This window comes from Streptomyces sp. NEAU-sy36, from assembly GCF_013423905.1.
Taxonomy (GTDB): domain Bacteria; phylum Actinomycetota; class Actinomycetes; order Streptomycetales; family Streptomycetaceae; genus Streptomyces; species Streptomyces misionensis.
This window is the reverse complement of the sequence record NZ_CP058977.1, coordinates 4214480-4232087: the sequence shown is the minus strand read 5'-3', so window position 1 is coordinate 4232087 and position 17608 is coordinate 4214480. Positions and strand designations below refer to the sequence as shown.

General features: G+C 69.4%; 12 protein-coding genes and 2 pseudogenes. 5 read left to right on the top strand and 9 right to left on the bottom strand.

The window, feature by feature from the left end; genetic code table 11:
* Nucleotides 1-487 precede the first annotated feature (487 nt).
* Complete coding sequence (locus HZZ00_RS19215) at nt 488-3733, top strand: TIM-barrel domain-containing protein (RefSeq protein ID WP_180327597.1); 3246 nt, start codon at nt 488-490, stop codon at nt 3731-3733.
* Here the strand turns inward: HZZ00_RS19215 and HZZ00_RS19210 are convergent.
* The 3 genes from HZZ00_RS19210 to HZZ00_RS38595 form a co-directional block, all read right to left on the bottom strand.
* Entirely contained in the window at nt 3720-4205 is a 486-nt protein-coding gene (locus HZZ00_RS19210) for a hypothetical protein (protein WP_180327596.1), read from the bottom strand. The two genes, HZZ00_RS19215 and HZZ00_RS19210, sit on opposite strands and share 14 nt — an antisense overlap.
* Nucleotides 4206-4442: 237 nt before the next feature.
* A complete protein-coding gene (locus HZZ00_RS19205) occupies nt 4443-4904 on the bottom strand; it encodes a hypothetical protein (RefSeq protein ID WP_180327595.1) in 462 nt (153 codons plus the stop codon).
* A gap of 1400 nt (nt 4905-6304) precedes the next feature.
* The gene (locus tag HZZ00_RS38595) at nt 6305-6463 is read right to left on the bottom strand and encodes a hypothetical protein (RefSeq protein ID WP_257584863.1); all 159 of its coding nucleotides are present in this window, start codon (nt 6461-6463) and stop codon (nt 6305-6307) included.
* Nucleotides 6464-7124: 661 nt separating this feature from the next.
* Here HZZ00_RS38595 and istA point away from each other — a divergent pair.
* Nucleotides 7125-8711, top strand: a pseudogene (istA, locus tag HZZ00_RS19195) (IS21 family transposase); the annotation flags it as partial.
* Between the two features lie 41 nt (nt 8712-8752).
* Nucleotides 8753-9544 carry an IS21-like element helper ATPase IstB gene (gene istB / locus HZZ00_RS19190; protein ID WP_180327594.1) on the top strand — a complete coding sequence of 264 codons (792 nt, stop codon included), beginning with the start codon at nt 8753-8755 and terminating at the stop codon, nt 9542-9544.
* Nucleotides 9545-9560: 16 nt separating this feature from the next.
* On the opposite strand, the gene HZZ00_RS19185 is transcribed toward istB, so the two are convergent.
* Nucleotides 9561-10034 carry a hypothetical protein gene (locus tag HZZ00_RS19185; RefSeq protein ID WP_180327593.1) on the bottom strand — a complete coding sequence of 158 codons (474 nt, stop codon included), beginning with the start codon at nt 10032-10034 and terminating at the stop codon, nt 9561-9563.
* 818 nt (nt 10035-10852) lie between these two features.
* Here HZZ00_RS19185 and HZZ00_RS19180 point away from each other — a divergent pair.
* On the top strand, nt 10853-11347 hold the full coding sequence (locus HZZ00_RS19180; RefSeq protein WP_180327592.1) for a hypothetical protein: 495 nt from the start codon (nt 10853-10855) through the stop codon (nt 11345-11347).
* A gap of 114 nt (nt 11348-11461) precedes the next feature.
* Here HZZ00_RS19180 and HZZ00_RS38590 read toward each other — a convergent pair.
* The 4 genes and pseudogenes from HZZ00_RS38590 to HZZ00_RS19165 all read right to left on the bottom strand — a co-directional run.
* Nucleotides 11462-12279: pseudogene (locus tag HZZ00_RS38590) on the bottom strand (methyltransferase); the annotation flags it as partial.
* 300 nt (nt 12280-12579) lie between these two features.
* Nucleotides 12580-13449, bottom strand: coding sequence for a 3-hydroxyacyl-CoA dehydrogenase family protein (locus HZZ00_RS19175; protein ID WP_180327591.1), 870 nt, complete (start codon nt 13447-13449; stop codon nt 12580-12582).
* 141 nt (nt 13450-13590) lie between these two features.
* Entirely contained in the window at nt 13591-14499 is a 909-nt protein-coding gene (locus HZZ00_RS19170) for a hypothetical protein (RefSeq protein ID WP_180327590.1), read from the bottom strand.
* 86 nt (nt 14500-14585) lie between these two features.
* The gene (locus HZZ00_RS19165; RefSeq protein ID WP_180327589.1) at nt 14586-15473 is read right to left on the bottom strand and encodes a 3-hydroxyacyl-CoA dehydrogenase NAD-binding domain-containing protein; all 888 of its coding nucleotides are present in this window, start codon (nt 15471-15473) and stop codon (nt 14586-14588) included.
* A gap of 261 nt (nt 15474-15734) precedes the next feature.
* Between HZZ00_RS19165 and HZZ00_RS19160 the strand changes: the two genes are divergently transcribed.
* The gene (locus tag HZZ00_RS19160; RefSeq protein WP_257584860.1) at nt 15735-16649 is read left to right on the top strand and encodes a LysR family transcriptional regulator; all 915 of its coding nucleotides are present in this window, start codon (nt 15735-15737) and stop codon (nt 16647-16649) included.
* Here HZZ00_RS19160 and HZZ00_RS19155 read toward each other — a convergent pair.
* Nucleotides 16546-17391: a short-chain dehydrogenase gene (locus HZZ00_RS19155; RefSeq protein WP_257585971.1), complete on the bottom strand. Its 846-nt coding sequence runs from the start codon at nt 17389-17391 to the stop codon at nt 16546-16548. The two genes, HZZ00_RS19160 and HZZ00_RS19155, sit on opposite strands and share 104 nt — an antisense overlap.
* Nucleotides 17392-17608: the final 217 nt, after the last annotated feature.

Genomic DNA, 17608 nt, shown 5'->3' with positions numbered 1-17608 from the left:
CGTCCTGTTGTCGATCGCCCACCCAGCATCCTGGCCTGGCGCTCGCTGACGCAGTGCACAACCGCGTCGTCCACGTATCGTCCGAACCGGACGCCCGGCAACTCCCGGGCCATCAGCATCGAACGCGTCGTGGAGGAACAGGTACGCCAGGACGGGCGAGGCCGCCGCCGGCCCCTGCCGAGGGGTCGCCCCGTCGACCCACCTACCCGGCCGCGCCGACGCATTGACGAAGTGTGACGCGGTGGGTTGATATTGAAAGGAACATGATCTGAGGTACCGGTGCCGGTCGAGAGGCGGTCGCGGATGGCTCGGACAACGTGTCCCGTCGGCAACCTCCGTACTCGTACTCGCACTTCGAGACGCGCTCCCGCCCTCCCCCGTACCCCGGTGTGCGCGCCCCGGCTGCCGCTTCCCCGAATCTTGACATCGTTGTCAGCACCAGGCGAAGGCCCCCCTCCAGGGGGATACCGAAGGAGTACCGGGTTCCATGACTCACAGATGGCGACAACGTCGCAGACTCACGGCGGCCGCTGCCGCGACCGGCGTTCTGGTGGCCCTGGGGGCCGCCGGGTCCCCCGCACAGGCAGCGCAAGGCGCGCAAGCGGCTCGCGGTCACAACGCCGCACGTTCTGAGGGCGCACGTTCTGAGGTCGTCTCGGGCGACGCCCGGTTCGAGGTCCTCTCCCCGACGCTCATACGCACCGAGTACGCGGGGGACGCGAAGTTCGTCGACGCGGCGACCTTCAACGCCATCGGCCGCGACACGTTCGGCAGGACCCCGTTCACTTCGTCGACGCGCCACGGCGAGCTGACGATCCGCACGAGCGCCATGACGCTGACGTACAAGGTCGGCTCAGGGAAGTTCACCGCGGACAACCTGAAGGTGACGGAGAAGGCCGGCAAGCAGTCGGTCACCGCCGCTCCCTGGCCCAACGCGCCGGTCTGCGCCGTCGGGACGCGGTGCGAGGCAGAGGACCAGACCCTCAACGGCGTCGGTGTCGCCATGGACCACTCCGGTTACAGCGGCTCCGGCTTCGCGGCGGGCTTCCAGTCGACGGGCAACTCCCTGTCGTTCTCCGTGACCGTCCCCAAGGCCGGCACCTACCAGGTCGCCACCCGCTACGCGAACGCCGTCGGCGGCGACGGCGGCGACGAGGACCGCACCCTGAGCGTGTCGGCGGACGGCGGCCCCGCGAAGACGCTGACGCTCCCGAAGACCGCGAGCTGGGACACCTGGTCCACGACGTCGGTCACGCTCGACCTGGCGGCCGGCACCCACACCGTCACCTTCGCACGCACCGCGGCCGACTCCGGCAACGTCAACCTTGACAACCTTGCCGTCCTGACGCCGGGAGCGCCCTACCCGGACCCCGTGACGCCACCGGTCGAGGACTGCTCCTTCGGCACCGTCTGCCAGGCCGAGACCGCGGGCCTCGGCGGTTCCGCCGCGCTCAAGTCCGACCACAACGGCTACTCGGGCCGCGGGTTCGTGGCCGGTCTCGAGTCCTCGGACGCGCGGGACACGCTGCACGTCGTCGACGTGCCCAAGGCCGGCGACTACGCCCTCCAGCTTCGGTACTCCAACGGCGACGCGAGCGGCGCCGCCCGTGACATCTCCGTCAAGGCCGGCGCGGGCGTCCCCGTGAAGGCCTCGCTGCCCGCCACGAGCGACTGGGACGCCTGGCGCACCGCCACCGTGCCGGTGCACCTGGCCGCGGGGGCCAACGACGTGACCGTCGGCTGCCCGGAGGATGACGGCTGCCGCGTCAACCTCGACACCGCAGCGGTGACCTCGCGCACCTCGCCGCCGCTCTCCCCGCATGCGCCGCTCGGCGGGTACCGCCGCAGCCTCGACGGCGTCAACGGCGAGGCGCCCACGACGCCGGGCCTGCTCTACCAGGACGGCTGGACGCTGCTCGACGACACCACCTCGGCGATCTTCGACAACGCCACCCGGAAGGTCACGCAGCGGGGCGACCACGCGGGGAAGGACTACCAGGACGGGTACGTGTTCGGCTACGGGCACGACTACCAGCAGGGCCTGGCCGACCTCGCCACCCTGACCGGTCCCTCCGCGCTGCTGCCGCGCTGGGCGTACGGCGTCTGGTACTCCGAGTACTACGACCGCAGCGCCGCGGACTACGAGAACACCATCCTGCCCAAGTTCCGCAAGGACGGCGTCCCGCTCGACGTCCTGGTGACCGACACGGACTTCAAGTCGCCCGGCACCTGGGACGGCTGGGAGATGGACCCGAAGAAGTTCCCCGACCCCAAGGCGTTCTTCGACTGGTCGGCCGCGCAGGGACTGCACAACTCGCTCAACATCCACCCGAGCATCTCCGGTGACGACCCCAGGTTCGCCCAGGCGCAGGCCACGGCCAAGGGCAAGCTGAAGGACAGCGGCAACAACACCTACACCTTCGACTGGGGCGACCCCGACCAGCTGAAAGCGTACTTCGATCTGCACGAGCCCATGGACAAGGCCGGCGCGGACGTCTGGTGGCTCGACTGGTGCTGCGACGCGTCCGTCTCGTCCCTCGGCGGGGTGACGCCCGACGCCTGGATCAACCAGCAGTACGCCGACGACTCGGCGAAGAACGGCCGGCGCTCCTTCGCGCTCTCCCGGGCCTTCGGGGCGCTGCCGCAGGGCAACTACAACCCGCACGGCCTGCCGACAGGGCCGTGGGCCGACAAGCGCACCACCGCACACTTCACGGGTGACTCCACGTCCAGTTGGGCCACCCTCAAGTTCGAGGTCGGCTACACGCCGGGCGAGTCGGCGTCCACCGGCCTGTCCAACGTGTCGCACGACATCGGCGGGTTCAACAACGACGGCACGCAGGCCAAGGGCGCGGAACCCGGGACCACGAAGCTGCCCGACGACCTGTACGCCCGCTGGGTGCAGCTGGGCACCTTCCAGCCGGTGGACCGCCTGCACGGCAACCACGCCGACCGGCTGCCCTGGCAGTACGGCCCGGCCTCTGACGCGTCCGCCGAGAAGTTCCTGAACCTGCGGGAGGACCTCGTCCCGTACACGTACAGCCTCGCCGAGCAGGCCAACCGCACAGGGACCCCCGTGGTGCGGCCGACCTACGTGCAGTACCCGGAGAGCCAGGACGCGTACGCGACGGCGGGCAGCGAGTACTTCTACGGCCCCGACGTGCTGGTCGCCCCGGTGACCACGCCCGGCGCATCGGCCACGACGTCCGTCTGGTTCCCGGCCGGCTCCTCGTGGACCGACTACTTCACCGGCAAGACGTTCGCGGGCGGCACCACGCAGAAGATCACCACGGGTCTGGACTCGATGCCCGTCTTCATCAAGTCGGGCGGCATCATGACGACGCGCACCGGCCACGTCGCCAATGATGTCCAGAACCCCCTCACCAAGGCGACGGTCACCGTCGCGCAGGGCGCGCCGGGGGCCACGAGCCTGTACGAGGACAACGGCACCACGGCCGACAGCAGGCAGAGCGCCACGACGGCGATCCGCTACGCCGAGCACGGCGCGAACCACACGGTCTTGATCGCCCCGGCGTCGCGATCGTTCGAAAGCCAGGTCTCCCGCCGCGCTTGGACGGTCTCCTTCATGAACGCGCACGCGCCGAAGCAGGTCTTCGTCAACGGGCGGCGGGTCTCCGCAGCCCACTGGTCCTTCGACGCGGGCTCGCGGACCCTGACCGTCACCGCACCGGCCCAGTCGGTGCACCGTCCGCTGGAGGTCAGGTACCACTGAGGCAGACGGCCGAGCCCCGGCGGTAGCGCCGGGGCCGGTGGCGCTGCCGGTCAGCCGGCCCCTCCCGAAGGGTGTGGCCCCCGGAGCATCGCAACACGTTGATCGAGAGGTGGAGCCGCGGGAGAAGACGTTGTGGCGGACGCTCTACGAAACCTGCGCCCCACTCCAAAGTAATCCTGGACATCAACATCGAGGGGCCGCCGCCGACCTGGTAGCCCGAGTACTGCTCGGCCTCCTGTGAACTGGTCAGCGACTGCGGTCCCCAGCTGTCCGGCTTCACCTCGTCGCCGCTGGGGTCGAAGCACCGGGCGGTCAGCGTGTACGCCGCGTCGGCGGTGGCGCACTTGGTGCTGGTCTTGTAGTACATCCGGCCTCCGGGGCGGCTGAACACCCGTGCCAGCCCGGGGCTGCCGTCGGCGCTCAGCCGACCGCCGGCGTAGAACACCGGGTCCACGAAACCGGTCACCGCCACCGGCCTGGCCTAAACGAACTTTGAAGGGGCCCAGGGCGTGGTGACCCGGCCGAACCGACGGCGCGCGCAACGTCGGACACATCCCCGCCACGGAGAGGGCTGCCCGGCGGGCGGAACGGGGCGGGCATGGACCGCACGCGCGGGTCGTCGGCGGAGGGATTCGATGATCTCGCCCCAGGCGCTCTCGAAACTCAGCGACATCACTCTCTCGTGGAAGAGGGCGCTCTCCACGCTGAGCTACAGGCGCTCTCGAAACTCATCAACAAAGCCAGGCACCCTTCCTGCAGTGAATCCCTCCCCGTCCTGGAACTCGATCAGCACTCCACTGTCAACGAGGTAGATCCAGCATTCAGGAGAGCACCCCAACACATCTTCCGCCTGGGCTGCTACAAGCGCGGCAGGCAAAGCCACGGACGGCACTGCGAAATTGCTCCAGAACACGACAGCGAGTTCGTCCGCCCCCGCGCACAAAGCCACCAGCCTGCGCAGTTCGTCCGCATCGAACAACTCGCATCGCTCGATCACTTCGGCCCCTGCCCAGTCCAGCCGAGTCGATCCCACAGCCCCGAGGCGCCCCACACTGAGTGCGGCGAACGTGCGGTCCTCCTGGAAGGACAGCACCATCGCTACTTCGCCGACGGCATCCAGTAGCGCCGCGATCGCCCCTGGCTGCGTTCCATACATCTTGCCAACGTTCACAGTGGACCCTCACCTGTCTCAACGATGTGCCGTGTGTCAGCAGGCCACGTCCCCGCGGACAAGACAATCGATCATCGCTGTACAGACAGGGACTGAGGAACGAAGAACGATCCCGAGCGCCCATAGCCACCGGAAGCAGCACAGCCTCCATGCCGTGCGAACGTGGCGTCAACGGCGAGGGCCCCTCACCATCAGCTCCTTGAGGCAGAGCACAGCGGGCTTGAGCGGCCTCCTACGTCCATCCAGCACTCTGCACGGCTCCCAGGGATCTCCCGTCTTCAGTAGCTGGCCTAACTCGGGCAGGACGAAGTTCCTCAGGTCCCTCCCGGACCGCTGCTCATCAAGCACACCGGGAAGCTAGCAGATATCCGACCTGACCTGCGAAGACAGCTGAATTAGTTCGGTTAACAGGCCTGGAGTGCTTCGAGGGCACGCCCGCCGCCCCCACCACCTATACCGCTACCCCGGCCAAGCACCAACTGGCCGCCTGATCCGAGAGGAGCACCACCCATAATCACCGCCACCCTCGCCGCCTTCACCGAGCCCGCCCCCCCAAGAATCTGCTGATCCGGTTCATCACGGTCGGCGGCAGCTACGTGCACGTCACCGGCCCCGGCGAGCACTCGGACAAGAACCACTGGAACTGCCACTGCTACCAACTACCGGGCCGGTCTCACCATCGACCGGCGGCACGAGGAGTGCGACCGCGCGGCCGGGACACAGATCCAGTGCCCTGGTCCTCTGGTCGCTCCGGGACGACCTCGAGAACCTGTACGGGGACCCGGTGAAGATCTGGCGCCAGTGGGCGCCGGACGTACGCGGCCACGGCATCGACTCCGGACACCACGTAGCCGAAGAAGCTCCAGAAGCGCTCGCGTCTTCCCTTGCGGACTTCTTCACCGGACGACCTGAGTGAGAGATCTTTGGACCACCTCCGAAGAGCAACGAGCCAAAGACTACGGCGCCTTGGCTGACTCGGGGATCTCGCTGAGCATCTTCGCGGCCTGTGAGGGCAGGCGCACCGCCCATGGTCGAGGCGTCACCGAGGGGCACCAAGGAGGTCTGCCAAGTCCAAGAGCCGGTTTAGTCGCGGCCGGAGGCCATGTACTGCGCCTGTGCGGCGATCAGCTCTCGGGCGAGGTCCCGTTGCGCCTGGTGGGCGAAGTCCCCGGGGCGTCAGTGACCACCTGAGGGCGACGTGGTCGGCGCCGGCCTGGCGGTGCTCGGCAAGCCTGGCAGTGATCTTGTCCGGGCTCCCCCAGGCGAACAGCACATCGATCAGCCGGTTGCTGCCGCCAAGGGCCAAGTCCTCTGCGGTGAATCCCCCCTGGCCCCACCGAAGGTATTTGCGCAGCTTGAGGTAGAGAGCGAGCATCGTTCTGGCCCGGCGAGCCGTCCCGTCAGACAGAGGGGCGCCGTCCGGTGCCGCCGCTGCCGCTCAGCGGAATCAGCGTCTCCAAGTGGGCGCCCTTGACCCAGGACCCCAGCAGATCGCGGCGCATGGCCACGATGCCCTGACGCAGCGCCAGCCCAACGCGTCCCTCGTGAACGAGCGGCACGTGGTAACGGACAACGCGACGTCCGCGCCGTGCTCGAGACGGGCGGTACCGACGAACTTCTGCATGTCCGGCGAGGACGCGCGCTTCGGTGCGGCGCGTACTTCTTGCGCTGGGCGACCAGTTTGCGGCCATCAGCCAGGTAGCCGACGACGTCCGCACCCAGGTCGCCGCTCTTGCCGCTGACGACGACCGCCGGCGCAGCTCCGCGACGTACCTCTCGAACGCCTGCCACGACAACGCGTCGACCTCCGCCATCCGCCTTCGACAGCTCCCGCGGCCGCCGCGCGCGATCCCGGCCGACCGCCAGACGGTGCGCCCGCCACCGCACCCAGCCTCCCCCGCCTGCACCCATCCGAACATGACGGCCGAGCACGCATCCACGGATAGCCGCAGCACACCCTCCTACGCCCGCGGCCGCGCTCGGGGCGTCGATGCTGTCTCCAGTCACCGCGCTGCCGAACGCGCTCGATGTCGCTCGTGGTCAGCGACTTCGACGGCCTGGCCACCTGGCAGCCGGCTGTCGCCGATCGTGTCCTGTCGGACGCCGCCCACATGAGCAGCGCTCACCTCGGCGAGTTCGGCGGCCAGGACGACATCGCCCACGGCAAGGTGCTTGCTTCGGGACCATGGTTGTGCTCTGCACGACGAGGGGACCGGGGTGCTGCCGAAGTCCAAGGTCGATCTGTACGCGGCGATCCGCCGGGATGCGAAGGCTGGTCTGTCGAGCCGTGCTCTTCAGCGGAAGTACGGCGTCGGGCTCCTGACCGTGCAGAAGGCGTTGACGTCGGCCTGGCCGGAGCCGCGGAAGAAGCTTCCGCCGCGGCCGACGCGGCTGGATCCGTACAAGCCGTTGATCGACGAGATGCTGCGGGCCGACCTGGACGCGCCGCGCAAGCAGCGGCACACGGTGAAGCGAATCTTCGAGCGGCTGCTGGACGAGCACGGTGCGGACGAGATCTCGTACCAGATGGTCCGTGGCTACGTCGCTGACCGGCGTGAGGAGATCCGGCTCCAGGCCGGACGAGGTGTGGTGGAAGCCTTCGTCCCGCAGACGCACAAACCCGGAGCTGAGGCGGAGGTCGACTTCGGCGACGTGACGGTGCGGCTGGCCGGCGAGCTGGTGACTTGCTACCTGTTCGCGTTCCGGCTGTCCTACTCCGGCAAGGCCTCCACCGGATCTTCGCCTCGGCAGGTCAGGAGGCTTTCTTCGAGGGCCACGTCCACGCTCTCAACACGTTGGGCGGGGTGCCGACCGGGAAGGTCCGCTACGACAACCTTAGGGCCGCGGTCGCCCAGGTGCTGGGCTTCTCCCGGCATCGCGTCGAGGCCGAGCGCTGGACCGCGTTCCGCTCCCACTACGGCCTGGAAGCGCTCTACTGCCAGCCAGGCATCCGCGGCGCCCACGAGAAGGGCGGCGTCGAGGGCCAGATCGGCTGGTTCCGCCGCCATCACCTCGTCCCGGTGCCCGAGGTCGCGACGCTCGCCGAGCTCAACGCGATGATCGACCGGTGGGACCAGGAGGACGACGCCCGCCGGATCCGGTCCCGTCCTCGCACGATCGGCGAGTACTTCGCGGCCGAGCAACCGCTGCTGGCGCCGCTGCCGCAGGAGCCCTTCGAGACGGGCCGGCTCTTCACCCTGCGGGTCGACCGCTACGGCCAGATCAGCGTCCGCACCAACCGCTACTCGGTGCCGGTCCGACTGATCGGCCGGAACGTCCGAGCAATGCTGGCACGCCTCCGAGCTGGTCGTCTACGACGGCCGAGACGAGGTTGCCCGGCATGAGCGGCTGATCGCCAAAGGCGGCACCCGCCTCGAACTGGACCACTACCTCGAAGCTCTCGTGCGCAAGCCCGGCGCCCTCCCGGGAGCGACCGCGCTCGAACAGGCCCGCTTCGCAGGCCGGTTCACCCCCGTCCACGACGCCTGGTGGGACGCCGCCGTCAAGGCCCACGGCGATCGGGACGGCACCCGCGCGCTCATCGAGGTCCTTCTCCTCGGCCGCCATCTGCCGCACGAGCACCTGGTCACCGGACTTGCCGCCGCCCTCAAGACCGGGGCGTTGACGGCGGACGCCGTCGCCCTTGAAGCCCGCAGGGCAGCAGACGCCGACACCGCCCCTGCCGAGTTCCCAGAACCATCAGCAGGAAGCCGAACCAGTATCGCCCCACTGCCGGCTGCCATCCGGGCCCACCTGCCACCTGACAAACGGCCTCTGCCGTCGGTCGCTCACTACGACCAGCTCCTGCGGCTCCACCGCCACCGCCCCACCCCCTGCAGGAGAACCGCGTGTCCATCCCCCGCCAGCGAGGACTCACCGAGCAGGCCGCCACGGCCGCGATCGACCAGGCATGCCGGATGCTGAGGCTGCCAACCATCCGGTCCCAGTTCCCCGAGCTCGCCGAAACCGCGAGCCGAGAGCAGATGTCCTACCTCGGCTTCCTCTCCGAACTCCTCCTGGCCGAATGCGACGACCGGGCCCGCCGCCGGTCCGAACGCCGCATCAAGGCCGCCGGCTTCCCCCGCGACAAATCGCTCCGCAAGTTCGACTTCGACGCCAACCCCAGCATCGACCCGGCGATGGTCCACACCCTCGCCAAGTGCGAATGGAGCAAGAAGGGCCTGCCGCTCTGCCTCATCGGCGACTCCGGCACCGACAAGTCGCACCTGCTGATCGCGCTGGGCACCGAGGCCGCGATGGCCGGCCACCGGGTCAAGTACGTCCTGGCGACGAAGCTGGTCAACGAGCTCGTCGAGGCCGCCGACGAAAAGCAGCTGACCAAGACCAACGCCCGCTACGGCCGCGTCGACCTGCTCTGCATCGACGAACTGGGCTACATGGAACTCGACCGGCGCGGCGCCGAACTCCTCTTCCAGGTCCTGACCGGACGCGAGGAGAAGAACAGCGTGGCCATCGCCTCGAACGAATCGTTCTCCGGCTGGATGAAGACCTTCACCGACCCCAGGCTTTGCGCGGCCATCGTCGACCGCCTCACCTTCGGCGGCAACATCATCGAGACCGGCACCGACTCCTACCGCCTCGCCACCACCCTCGCTCAAGCGGAACGAGCAGCCGTCTGAGGGCAGTGAGCCTGCTCTATCGCACCGGCCCGCACTCATCGACGATCACGGTCGGCTCTGACAGGAAGACATCCCGGTCGACGGGGCCATAAGCGATGTTGAACGTGTCCAGCCAGTACGACCAACCGCGGATCCCCAGGGCGCTGGTGAACCGGTAGTTCAACTGCCAGCGGACCCACTGCCCGGGAAGCAGTCGAACTGCCGGCGGCCTGCGCGGCCGAGGAGGCAACCCGAAGAGCGGCTCCACACGAGCGAGCACTCGGAGCCGATCACCTTCGTCCCGCAGGCTGACACCGACCTCGCGGAAGTCTCTCTGGCTCGGACGTGGCTCGAAGCCGTCACGCTCGGACATCTGTACGAAATGGGCAAACCCAGACGGCACCTGAGGCAACGAGAAGCCGACCGGCGCCGCATTTCTGCGGGCAGCGGCCTCCCCGCCCCGAGACTGCTTCGTCCAGGACGTCTTGATCCACTGCACCGTGATGTCCACCGCACCTGCCCTTCGCCGAGAGCCTACGGTCAACAGTTGCTTGACGTCACCCAGGCTCCAACGCAACTGCCTGCTGCCAGTTCTCAGCAACATTCCACAGAGGTAGCGACCCAGACCGCTCTCCCAAACGGCCTACAAGCGCTCTCCGGTCTCACCTACGCAGCCAGGTGCCGCACTGACGCTGCTGTCGACGCGGGTGGCAGGTCGGAGCTGGGGGGACGGTGAGCACTCCTATGACGGTCGGGGCTTGCGCCAAGGCGGGATCGCCTTCTCTCGTAGGCGGGGTGGCGCGTGCGGCCGGGCGGTCTGTCCAGTCCTCGCCAGCCTGTGCAGGGCGGGCGAGAGCCAGGCAGAGCGTCAGGTCAGCGGGCTGTGCGATCGGTGAAAAGGCGGGCGGCCCATGACCGCAGCCGGTCGAGGCGGGTGGGGTGGGTGTGCCGCCAGGGTGGTGGGCCACACGTCGTGCTCGGTGAGGAAGGACCGGGACGCGCCGCACGTGCACGTCCATCCGTATGGCTCGGGGCGGGTGTCGTCGCGGGTAGCGGTGACCGTGGCAGGCAGGCTGTCGTGGCTCCCGTGGAAGGTGCCGACCCAGACCTGGCCGTCGGGCACGCGACGGGATCGGCATGATGATGACCGAGCGCGGCCTGGTCGCCCTGGCGGTCGGCGGCAGCGTCCTCGCCCAGTTCGACGACATCCTCGCCGCGGCCGCCCAAGCTCGCCGGACGGGTCCAGGCTGTGAAGTTCGACGCGGACACCGGCCGCCTGGACGACGTCCCCGACGCTTCGGCCGCCGGCACGAAGCTGCGCTGGAGAGCGTGCCCAAGCTGGTCGCGGCGGTCAACGACACGGTGCCCAACGCGAACGTCCGCGCCGTCAAGGTCCTGGCGCCCGCGCCCATGAAGGCGAGCCCCGCCGCGGCGGCCGCCGTCCCGGCCCCGCAGCCGACCACGCCCGCCGCGCCGGTGGAGCGCCGGACGCCACCCGAGGGATACCGCCGCGCGATTGAGGCGCACCACCAGGCCGCCCGGCCGTCCCCGGCGGACCCGGCTATCGCGGAGGCGGTGGAGCGGCAGACCGCCGCGATGCGGGAGCTGAGCCGCCGCGCGTTCCCCGAGCCGGACGTCGTCGTGGACGATGCGCCGGCCGCGAACGAGGCGACCCGGGCGCAGCACCGCCGCCAGGCCGCGGCCGCCGAGGCCGCCGCCCTGCGCCGGGCCCGGGAAGAGCGCACGGCGCAGGGAGTTCGGGACGTCGACCGACGTTCCCCGGTCGACTGCACGGCGCAACACGGCCTGAACAGGTGTTTTTGATCCTCCGGCTTGGCGCGCAAGCGGGGCAACCCGTGGGTGCGGCGGAGTCACCCACGGGATCTGCTCACCTGGTGAACTGGGAAGGGAAATGCCGTTAGATGATGCGGGTGCTGGTCATGCTGTTGTGATCAGACGCCAGAGGGACGTGGTCTCGGCGCTGCGTGCTGCGTGGAGTGGGTCGGTTACGTCTTTTGAGCGTGGGTGCGGGGGCTTGATGTCGATCTCGTCGGCAACGCGGAGGTGTACTGCCTGGAAGGTGTCGAGTAGTTGTTGACGTGTCCGGAGTTCGAGGTGTTCTGCCAGGTCGGACAGGATGAGCCAGCACTCGCCGCCTGGCCGGGGGTGGTCCGACAGGCCAGCGAGGAAGCTGTGGAGCATGGTGCTGTCCGGGTCGTAGACGCCTTGCTCGATGGGGGCTGGTCGGACGGGCGGGGAGCCAGGGTGGGTTGCAGACGATGAGGTCGGCGCGGCCTTCGGGGAACAGGCCGGGGCCTGATACCTCGATACGGTCGGTCAGTGCGAGACGGCGGACGTTGTCCCCGGCGCAGGCCAGGGCTCGTGGGCCTGTCGGTGGCCAAGACGCGGTTGATTCCGCGGTGGGCCAGGACCGCAGCAAGGACGCCGGTTCCCGTGCCGAGATCAAACGCTGTACTGGTGGCGGGAGTGCGACGGGTTGCCGGGGGCAGCGGCGCATGGGCGACCAGGTTCACGTACTCGCCTCTGATGGGCGCGCACACGCCGTAGTGGGGGTGGATGCGGCTGCCGAGCGCCGGCACCTCGACCCCTTTCAAGCGCCACTGGCTCGCGCCGATCACTCCCAGAAGTTCCCTCAGAGAGACCGCCATGGGTCCCTTCGCGGGGCCGTAGACGTCCAGCAGCACCAGGAGCTTTCCGAGGACACGGGCCCGGTGGCTCCTGCTGCGTCGGTGGCGGGGCTGTGACCGTGAAGCGGATCTCGATCCCGGCCCGCTCGCCAGCGCGCGTGACGATGTCCGCTGGGACCGCATACAGACCTGGCTGGCCGACCAGCGCGAGACGTTCACGGCCGCCCTGCTGAGCTGACCGTCCCCGACGTTCGAGGAGGCGGGCCGTCAGCAGTCGGTCGTTGTCCCGGTCGACCGATCACCGGAGTGCACCCCACGTCTGATGCAGGACTGGCATTCCGTCCGGATCCGGTTGTCCCGACGACACCTGGACCGGCACCCGGCACCGTCGCGCCGTCGCCGGACCGGTCAGCCCTGTCCGTCGTAGGTGTAGAAGCCCTGCCCGGTCTTGACGCCCAAGTGCCCCGCCGCCACGTACTTCTTCAGCAGTTTGCGGGGGCCGGCAGGGAGGTGGGGATTCTCGGCGGCATAGTGCTCCTCGATGTCCAGCACGACGTCCAGTCCGACCCGGTCCATCATCCGGAAGGGGCCGGCCGGAGCACCGGTGTTGATCTTCCACATCTCGTCCACGTCCTGAGGCGTGGACACCCCTTCGGCGACGACGGACAGGGCTTCGCGCTTGATGGCCGCCCAGATGCGATTGAAGATGAAGCCCGTCGACTTCTTGTGAGCTTCGAACGGGAACACCCCGTAGCGGGGCAGCTCCTTCTTGAGCAACTCCATGATCCCGGGGTCGGTCCACCCGTCCGACATGAGATCGACGGCGTTCTGCACGGGCGGCATGTAGAAGTGGATGTTCAGCACCCGCTCCGGGTGCTCGACCCGGTCGATGAATTCGCCCGAGGCGTAGGACGAGGAATTGCTGGCCAGGATGGCGTCGGCAGGGGCGGTGCGGTCGAGTTCGCCGAAGATCTCCATCTTCAGGTCGAGTCGCTCGGGCACCGCCTCGACCACGAGCCAGGCATCCGCGAGGGCTGCGGCCATGTCGTCGGTGACCTCCACCCGGCCCGGTCGCCCGCCCTCGATCCCCGCGGCGACCTTCGGGAGGCACTCCTGCACGTAAGCGCGGGCGGCATCGCCGGCCTGCGCCGACTTGTCATAGATCCGCGCCAGCCCACCGCGGTCGGCGAACATCAGGGCGATCCGGCGCCCGAGTGTGCCTGCGCCGATCACCGTCACCGGGCGATTCTCGATATCCGTGGGAAGTGTGAAGGACATGGTCGTTCCTACTGCTTTCATTTCGTGGGATCGACGGCAACCGCGATCGCCTGTCGAAAATTCACTTGTGCCACAGGCACCCGTATGGCGACTCGGACGTACCTCCGGACGGGTCAAGTGCCCGCGGGCGGCCCTGCTTGCCTAGCCCAGCAGGCACAGTCCGGTCAGCGGGTGACCGAGGCTGACGACGTGCCAGGGCGCTCGGGAGGCGGCGGGGCCGTCGGGCAGGGGCACGGCGCGGATGTGGCCGCCGAGGTCGGAGACGAACGCCAGGCCCGACTCCCTGTCGACAGCGAGGCCGATGGCTTCGGCGAAGCCGGTGGCGAGGATCTCGGGGGCTTGCCCGCGCGCGCCCTCGGCGGGCAGGGGCGCCCGGTTGAGCGTGTTGCCGTCAGGGTCCGCGCCACGATCCGTCCAGTACAGCCAGTCGCCGTCCAGGTGCAGATCGATCGGCTCGGGGAGGCCGCTCCACAGCACTTCGATGTCGGAGCGGGTCGCCGCGCTCTCGCCGGCCGGGATCTCCAGGCCCGCGCGGAAGATCCGGCCCCGGCCACCCTTCGCCGGGCCCTTCTGGGTCCAGTACAGGTGTCCACGGTCAGGGTCCACGGCCACGCCGACGCACTCACCGAGGATGCCTTCGCCGACGGGGTTGACCACCAGGTCGGCCAGACCGCTTCCGTCGGTGCGGACCCGGCTGATCCGGTGGCCCTCACGGTCGCCCCAGTAGAGCGTCCCCGCGCCGTCGGAGGTCAGTTGCTTGCCCGTGGTGATCGCTCCTTCCGGGAGCAGATCGCGGGGCGGACCGCCGTCGAGGCCGAGGGCATGGACGCCTCCGTTGCGCCGTGAGTAGTCCTGTCCGGCCTCGCCGGGGACGTCGGGGTCGGCTGTCGGTTCCCCCATGGTGGTCCAGTAGGCGACACCCGAGTCGACCACGATGCCGTCAGGTGCCGCGCCGGCGTCCTCGACGAGGGTGTTCACCTCGCCGTCAGCGGTACTGACGCGCAGTACCTTTCCCGGCCATACCTGCAGTGCGAGCAATTCATTCGCCACGGCGCCCTTCCTTCTTCGTGTACTTTTCGCGTGCGGCTCCGGCTCTTTCTGCCTGGACCGCTGTCCCCGCCCGGTGGGGACGGACGTCACCGCGGCGCGTCGCCCGTGCCGGGAGTCGGCCAGCCCAGCGGTTCCAGGACGGCTCGAGTGCGCCCGTCACGCAGCGCGGCGAGGTGCTCGTAGGCCGATTCACCGGTGCCGTAGGCCTGCTCGACCGCGTCCAGGACCTCGCCCGTCCGGGCTGGGTCGGGGGCGCCGGTCTCGAACGTCATCTGGGAGCCGATGTGCGCCGCCAGGCGGCGCATGCCGCCGGGCCCGCCGCCGAGGACACCGCTCTGGAACGGTCCGACGGTGGCCCAGCGCAGGCCGAGCGATGCCCGGACCAGGTCGTCCAGGTCCCGGATGTCGATCACGCCCTGCTGCACCAGGTAGGCGGCCTGGTCGTTGAAGACCTTCTGGAGGCGGTTCCCGACGAAGCCGGGGATCTCCTTCTTCAGCCGGATCGGCAGCTTGCCGAGGCCCTGGTAGACCTCGCTCGCCCGGTCGACGGCGCGAGCGGACGTCCGCGGCCCCGGCACCACCTCTACCAGCGGCATCAGCTCCGGCGGGTTGAAGGGATGGCCGATCACGATCCGGGCCGCGGCCGGGTTGCCCCGGGCGATCGCCGAGGGCAGCAGGGAGGACGACGACGAGGCGAGCACCACGTCCTCACGCGTGTTCCCGGCGAGCGTGGCGAACATCTGCTCCTTGATCTCGATGCGCTCAGGTCCACACTCCTGGACGAAGTCGGCGTCTCTCGCCGCCGCGGCCAGGTCGTCGGTGGCCGTCACCGGGCGGTCGGCCAGCTCGCGGGCCACCAGTTCCGGCAGGTCGGGCCGCGGGTCACTGATTCGGACTTCCCAGTCGGCCGCGCTGAACAGGCGCGCCCAGGAGATGCCGATGACGCCGGCACCGACGATCGTCACGACTGCCACGAAGATCACCATCACAGAGGGAGAGGAACCAGCTCGGGACGCGGCGCGGCGGCGGCTCCCTGGTCTGTCCCGGGCAACGGGACGGGGGAGCGGTGGCGAAGCGGCTGGGCCTGAGGGGCCGGGCGGCCGCCGCGCCCCGGCGGGTTGGGTCGAGACCCAGTGGACACCCGACGGGACAAGTCTGTCCAATATATGAGCTAGTACTGTTTGATAGGCAAAGCAATATGCGGGTGGGAATGAGGGCACGGGAACATGGCGGACATGACCAACCTCTCGCGCCGACTGCTGGGACAGTTCCTGGTGGTGGCGCAGGAGAAGCATTTCGGTCGGGCCGCGGAGCGGCTCGGCATGAGTCAGCCGCCGCTCAGCCAGTCCATCCAGCGCCTGGAGCGGACGGTGGGGGTACGGCTGCTGGACCGCGGCCCCGGCGGTGTGCGGCTGACCGCCGCCGGTGAGGCGTTCGCCACCGACGCGCAGCGGCTGCTCGACCTGCAGGACTCGGCGGTCGAGCGGGCCCGTCGGGTGGCGAGCGGCCTGGAAGGCGACGTCCGCGTCGGCTACGTCAGTCTCCTCAGCCACCTCTACCTCCCCTCGATGCTCCGGGCGGCGGCCGAACGGCTGCCCGGGCTGCGGATCCACCTGCTCCACGGCTCCTCGCAGGAGGTGCCGGACCGGGTACGCGTCGGGGCGCTCGACCTCGGATTCCTGCGGGACCCGGCGCGGCTCGCCGGTGATCTCGTCAGCCAGGTGATCGCCACCGAACGAATCGGTGCCGCGGTGCCACGCGACCACCGGCTGGCCGGCTCCGGTGCCATCGCGCTGTCGCAACTACGCGAGGAGGACTTCGTCCTGCCGGACCCGGCCGCGCTGCCCGTCCTCGCCGATCAACTGCAACTCGCCTGCCGACAGGCGGGTTTCACGCCTCGCGGCACGGTGGTCGCCGATGACCTCAGCGGCCTGTTCAGCTATGTCGCCGCGGGTCTGTGCGTAAGCCTGCTCCCCGAGGACCTGCGGCATCTCACCGGGCCCGGCGTGAGCATCGTCCCCCTGCGCGAGGAAACCGGCCACCTGCTCACCACGGTGCACGCCGTGCACCGCCCCGACGCCGACCCAGCGGTGCTCCGCCTGCTCGAAATGATCGCCGGTCTGCCGTCGGGAAGCTTCCAGGGCCCTTGACGGCGGCGGACCGGCTCATGCCCAAGACGGCTCTGACATTGCTCGTACAGGTGACCGCCCCCGACGTGCGGCTCAGCCGACGAGTTGCCGGCCTCCGTCGATGTCGTACGTCGCGCCCGTGAGCGCAGGTGTTGGTCATGATGTGTACGGCGAGTGCCTCCGCGTCCTCGAGTACGACGACGCGGCCGATCGGCAGCGTGGCGCCCAGTTCCTCACGTCGGGCGTCGAGTGCGTCACCGAGCGGCCGGGCGGACAACGGCGTGTCCACGAATCCGGCGGCGATCAGGTTCACCCGGACCGGCGCGTCTCGAGCGCGAGACCGGCCGTGAACGCGGGCATCGCGGCGGTGACCACGGGGGCGACACCGAGAGCGGGCCGGATGCGTCGGGCCCCCGTGCCGCCCAGGAGGAGAAGGGTGCCGCCTGGCCTGGTCGTACGGCGGCGGCGTAGTGGCGCGCGGAGTCCGAGCACCATGTGGTCGCTGATCACCCGGCGTGCCTGTCTGTTCGGCGTCCATGTCCAGAAGGCGGCCGTAGGACGGGCCTCCCGCGGTGAACATCACGTGGTCGATCGGCCCGGGCAGCCGGTGGAAGAAGCGTTCGAGCTGCACCGGATCATGCGCGTCGAAGGCCGCGGTGCTGAGGGCGTCGGCCTCCTCGGCCGCGGCACGCAGCCGTTCCGGGTCCCGTCCGGTGAGGACCACGCGCGCGCCCTGGTCAAGGGCGAGCCGTGCGGTCGCCAGCCCGATGCCTGCGCTGCCGCCGATGACGACGAGTGTCTGCCCGTGCAGGGCCTAGGAACTGTCCGGCCGATCACGGTCGTGGGCGGTCCGGCATGATGCCGGGGTGAGCATCGTCGTCGAGTTCTTCGCGGCTCCGGATGACGCGTCAGCGGCTCTGGCTCTTCAGACCGGGCCACGACGCGCATTCGAGTCGCTCTCCCAGTTAGGTCCAGAAGAA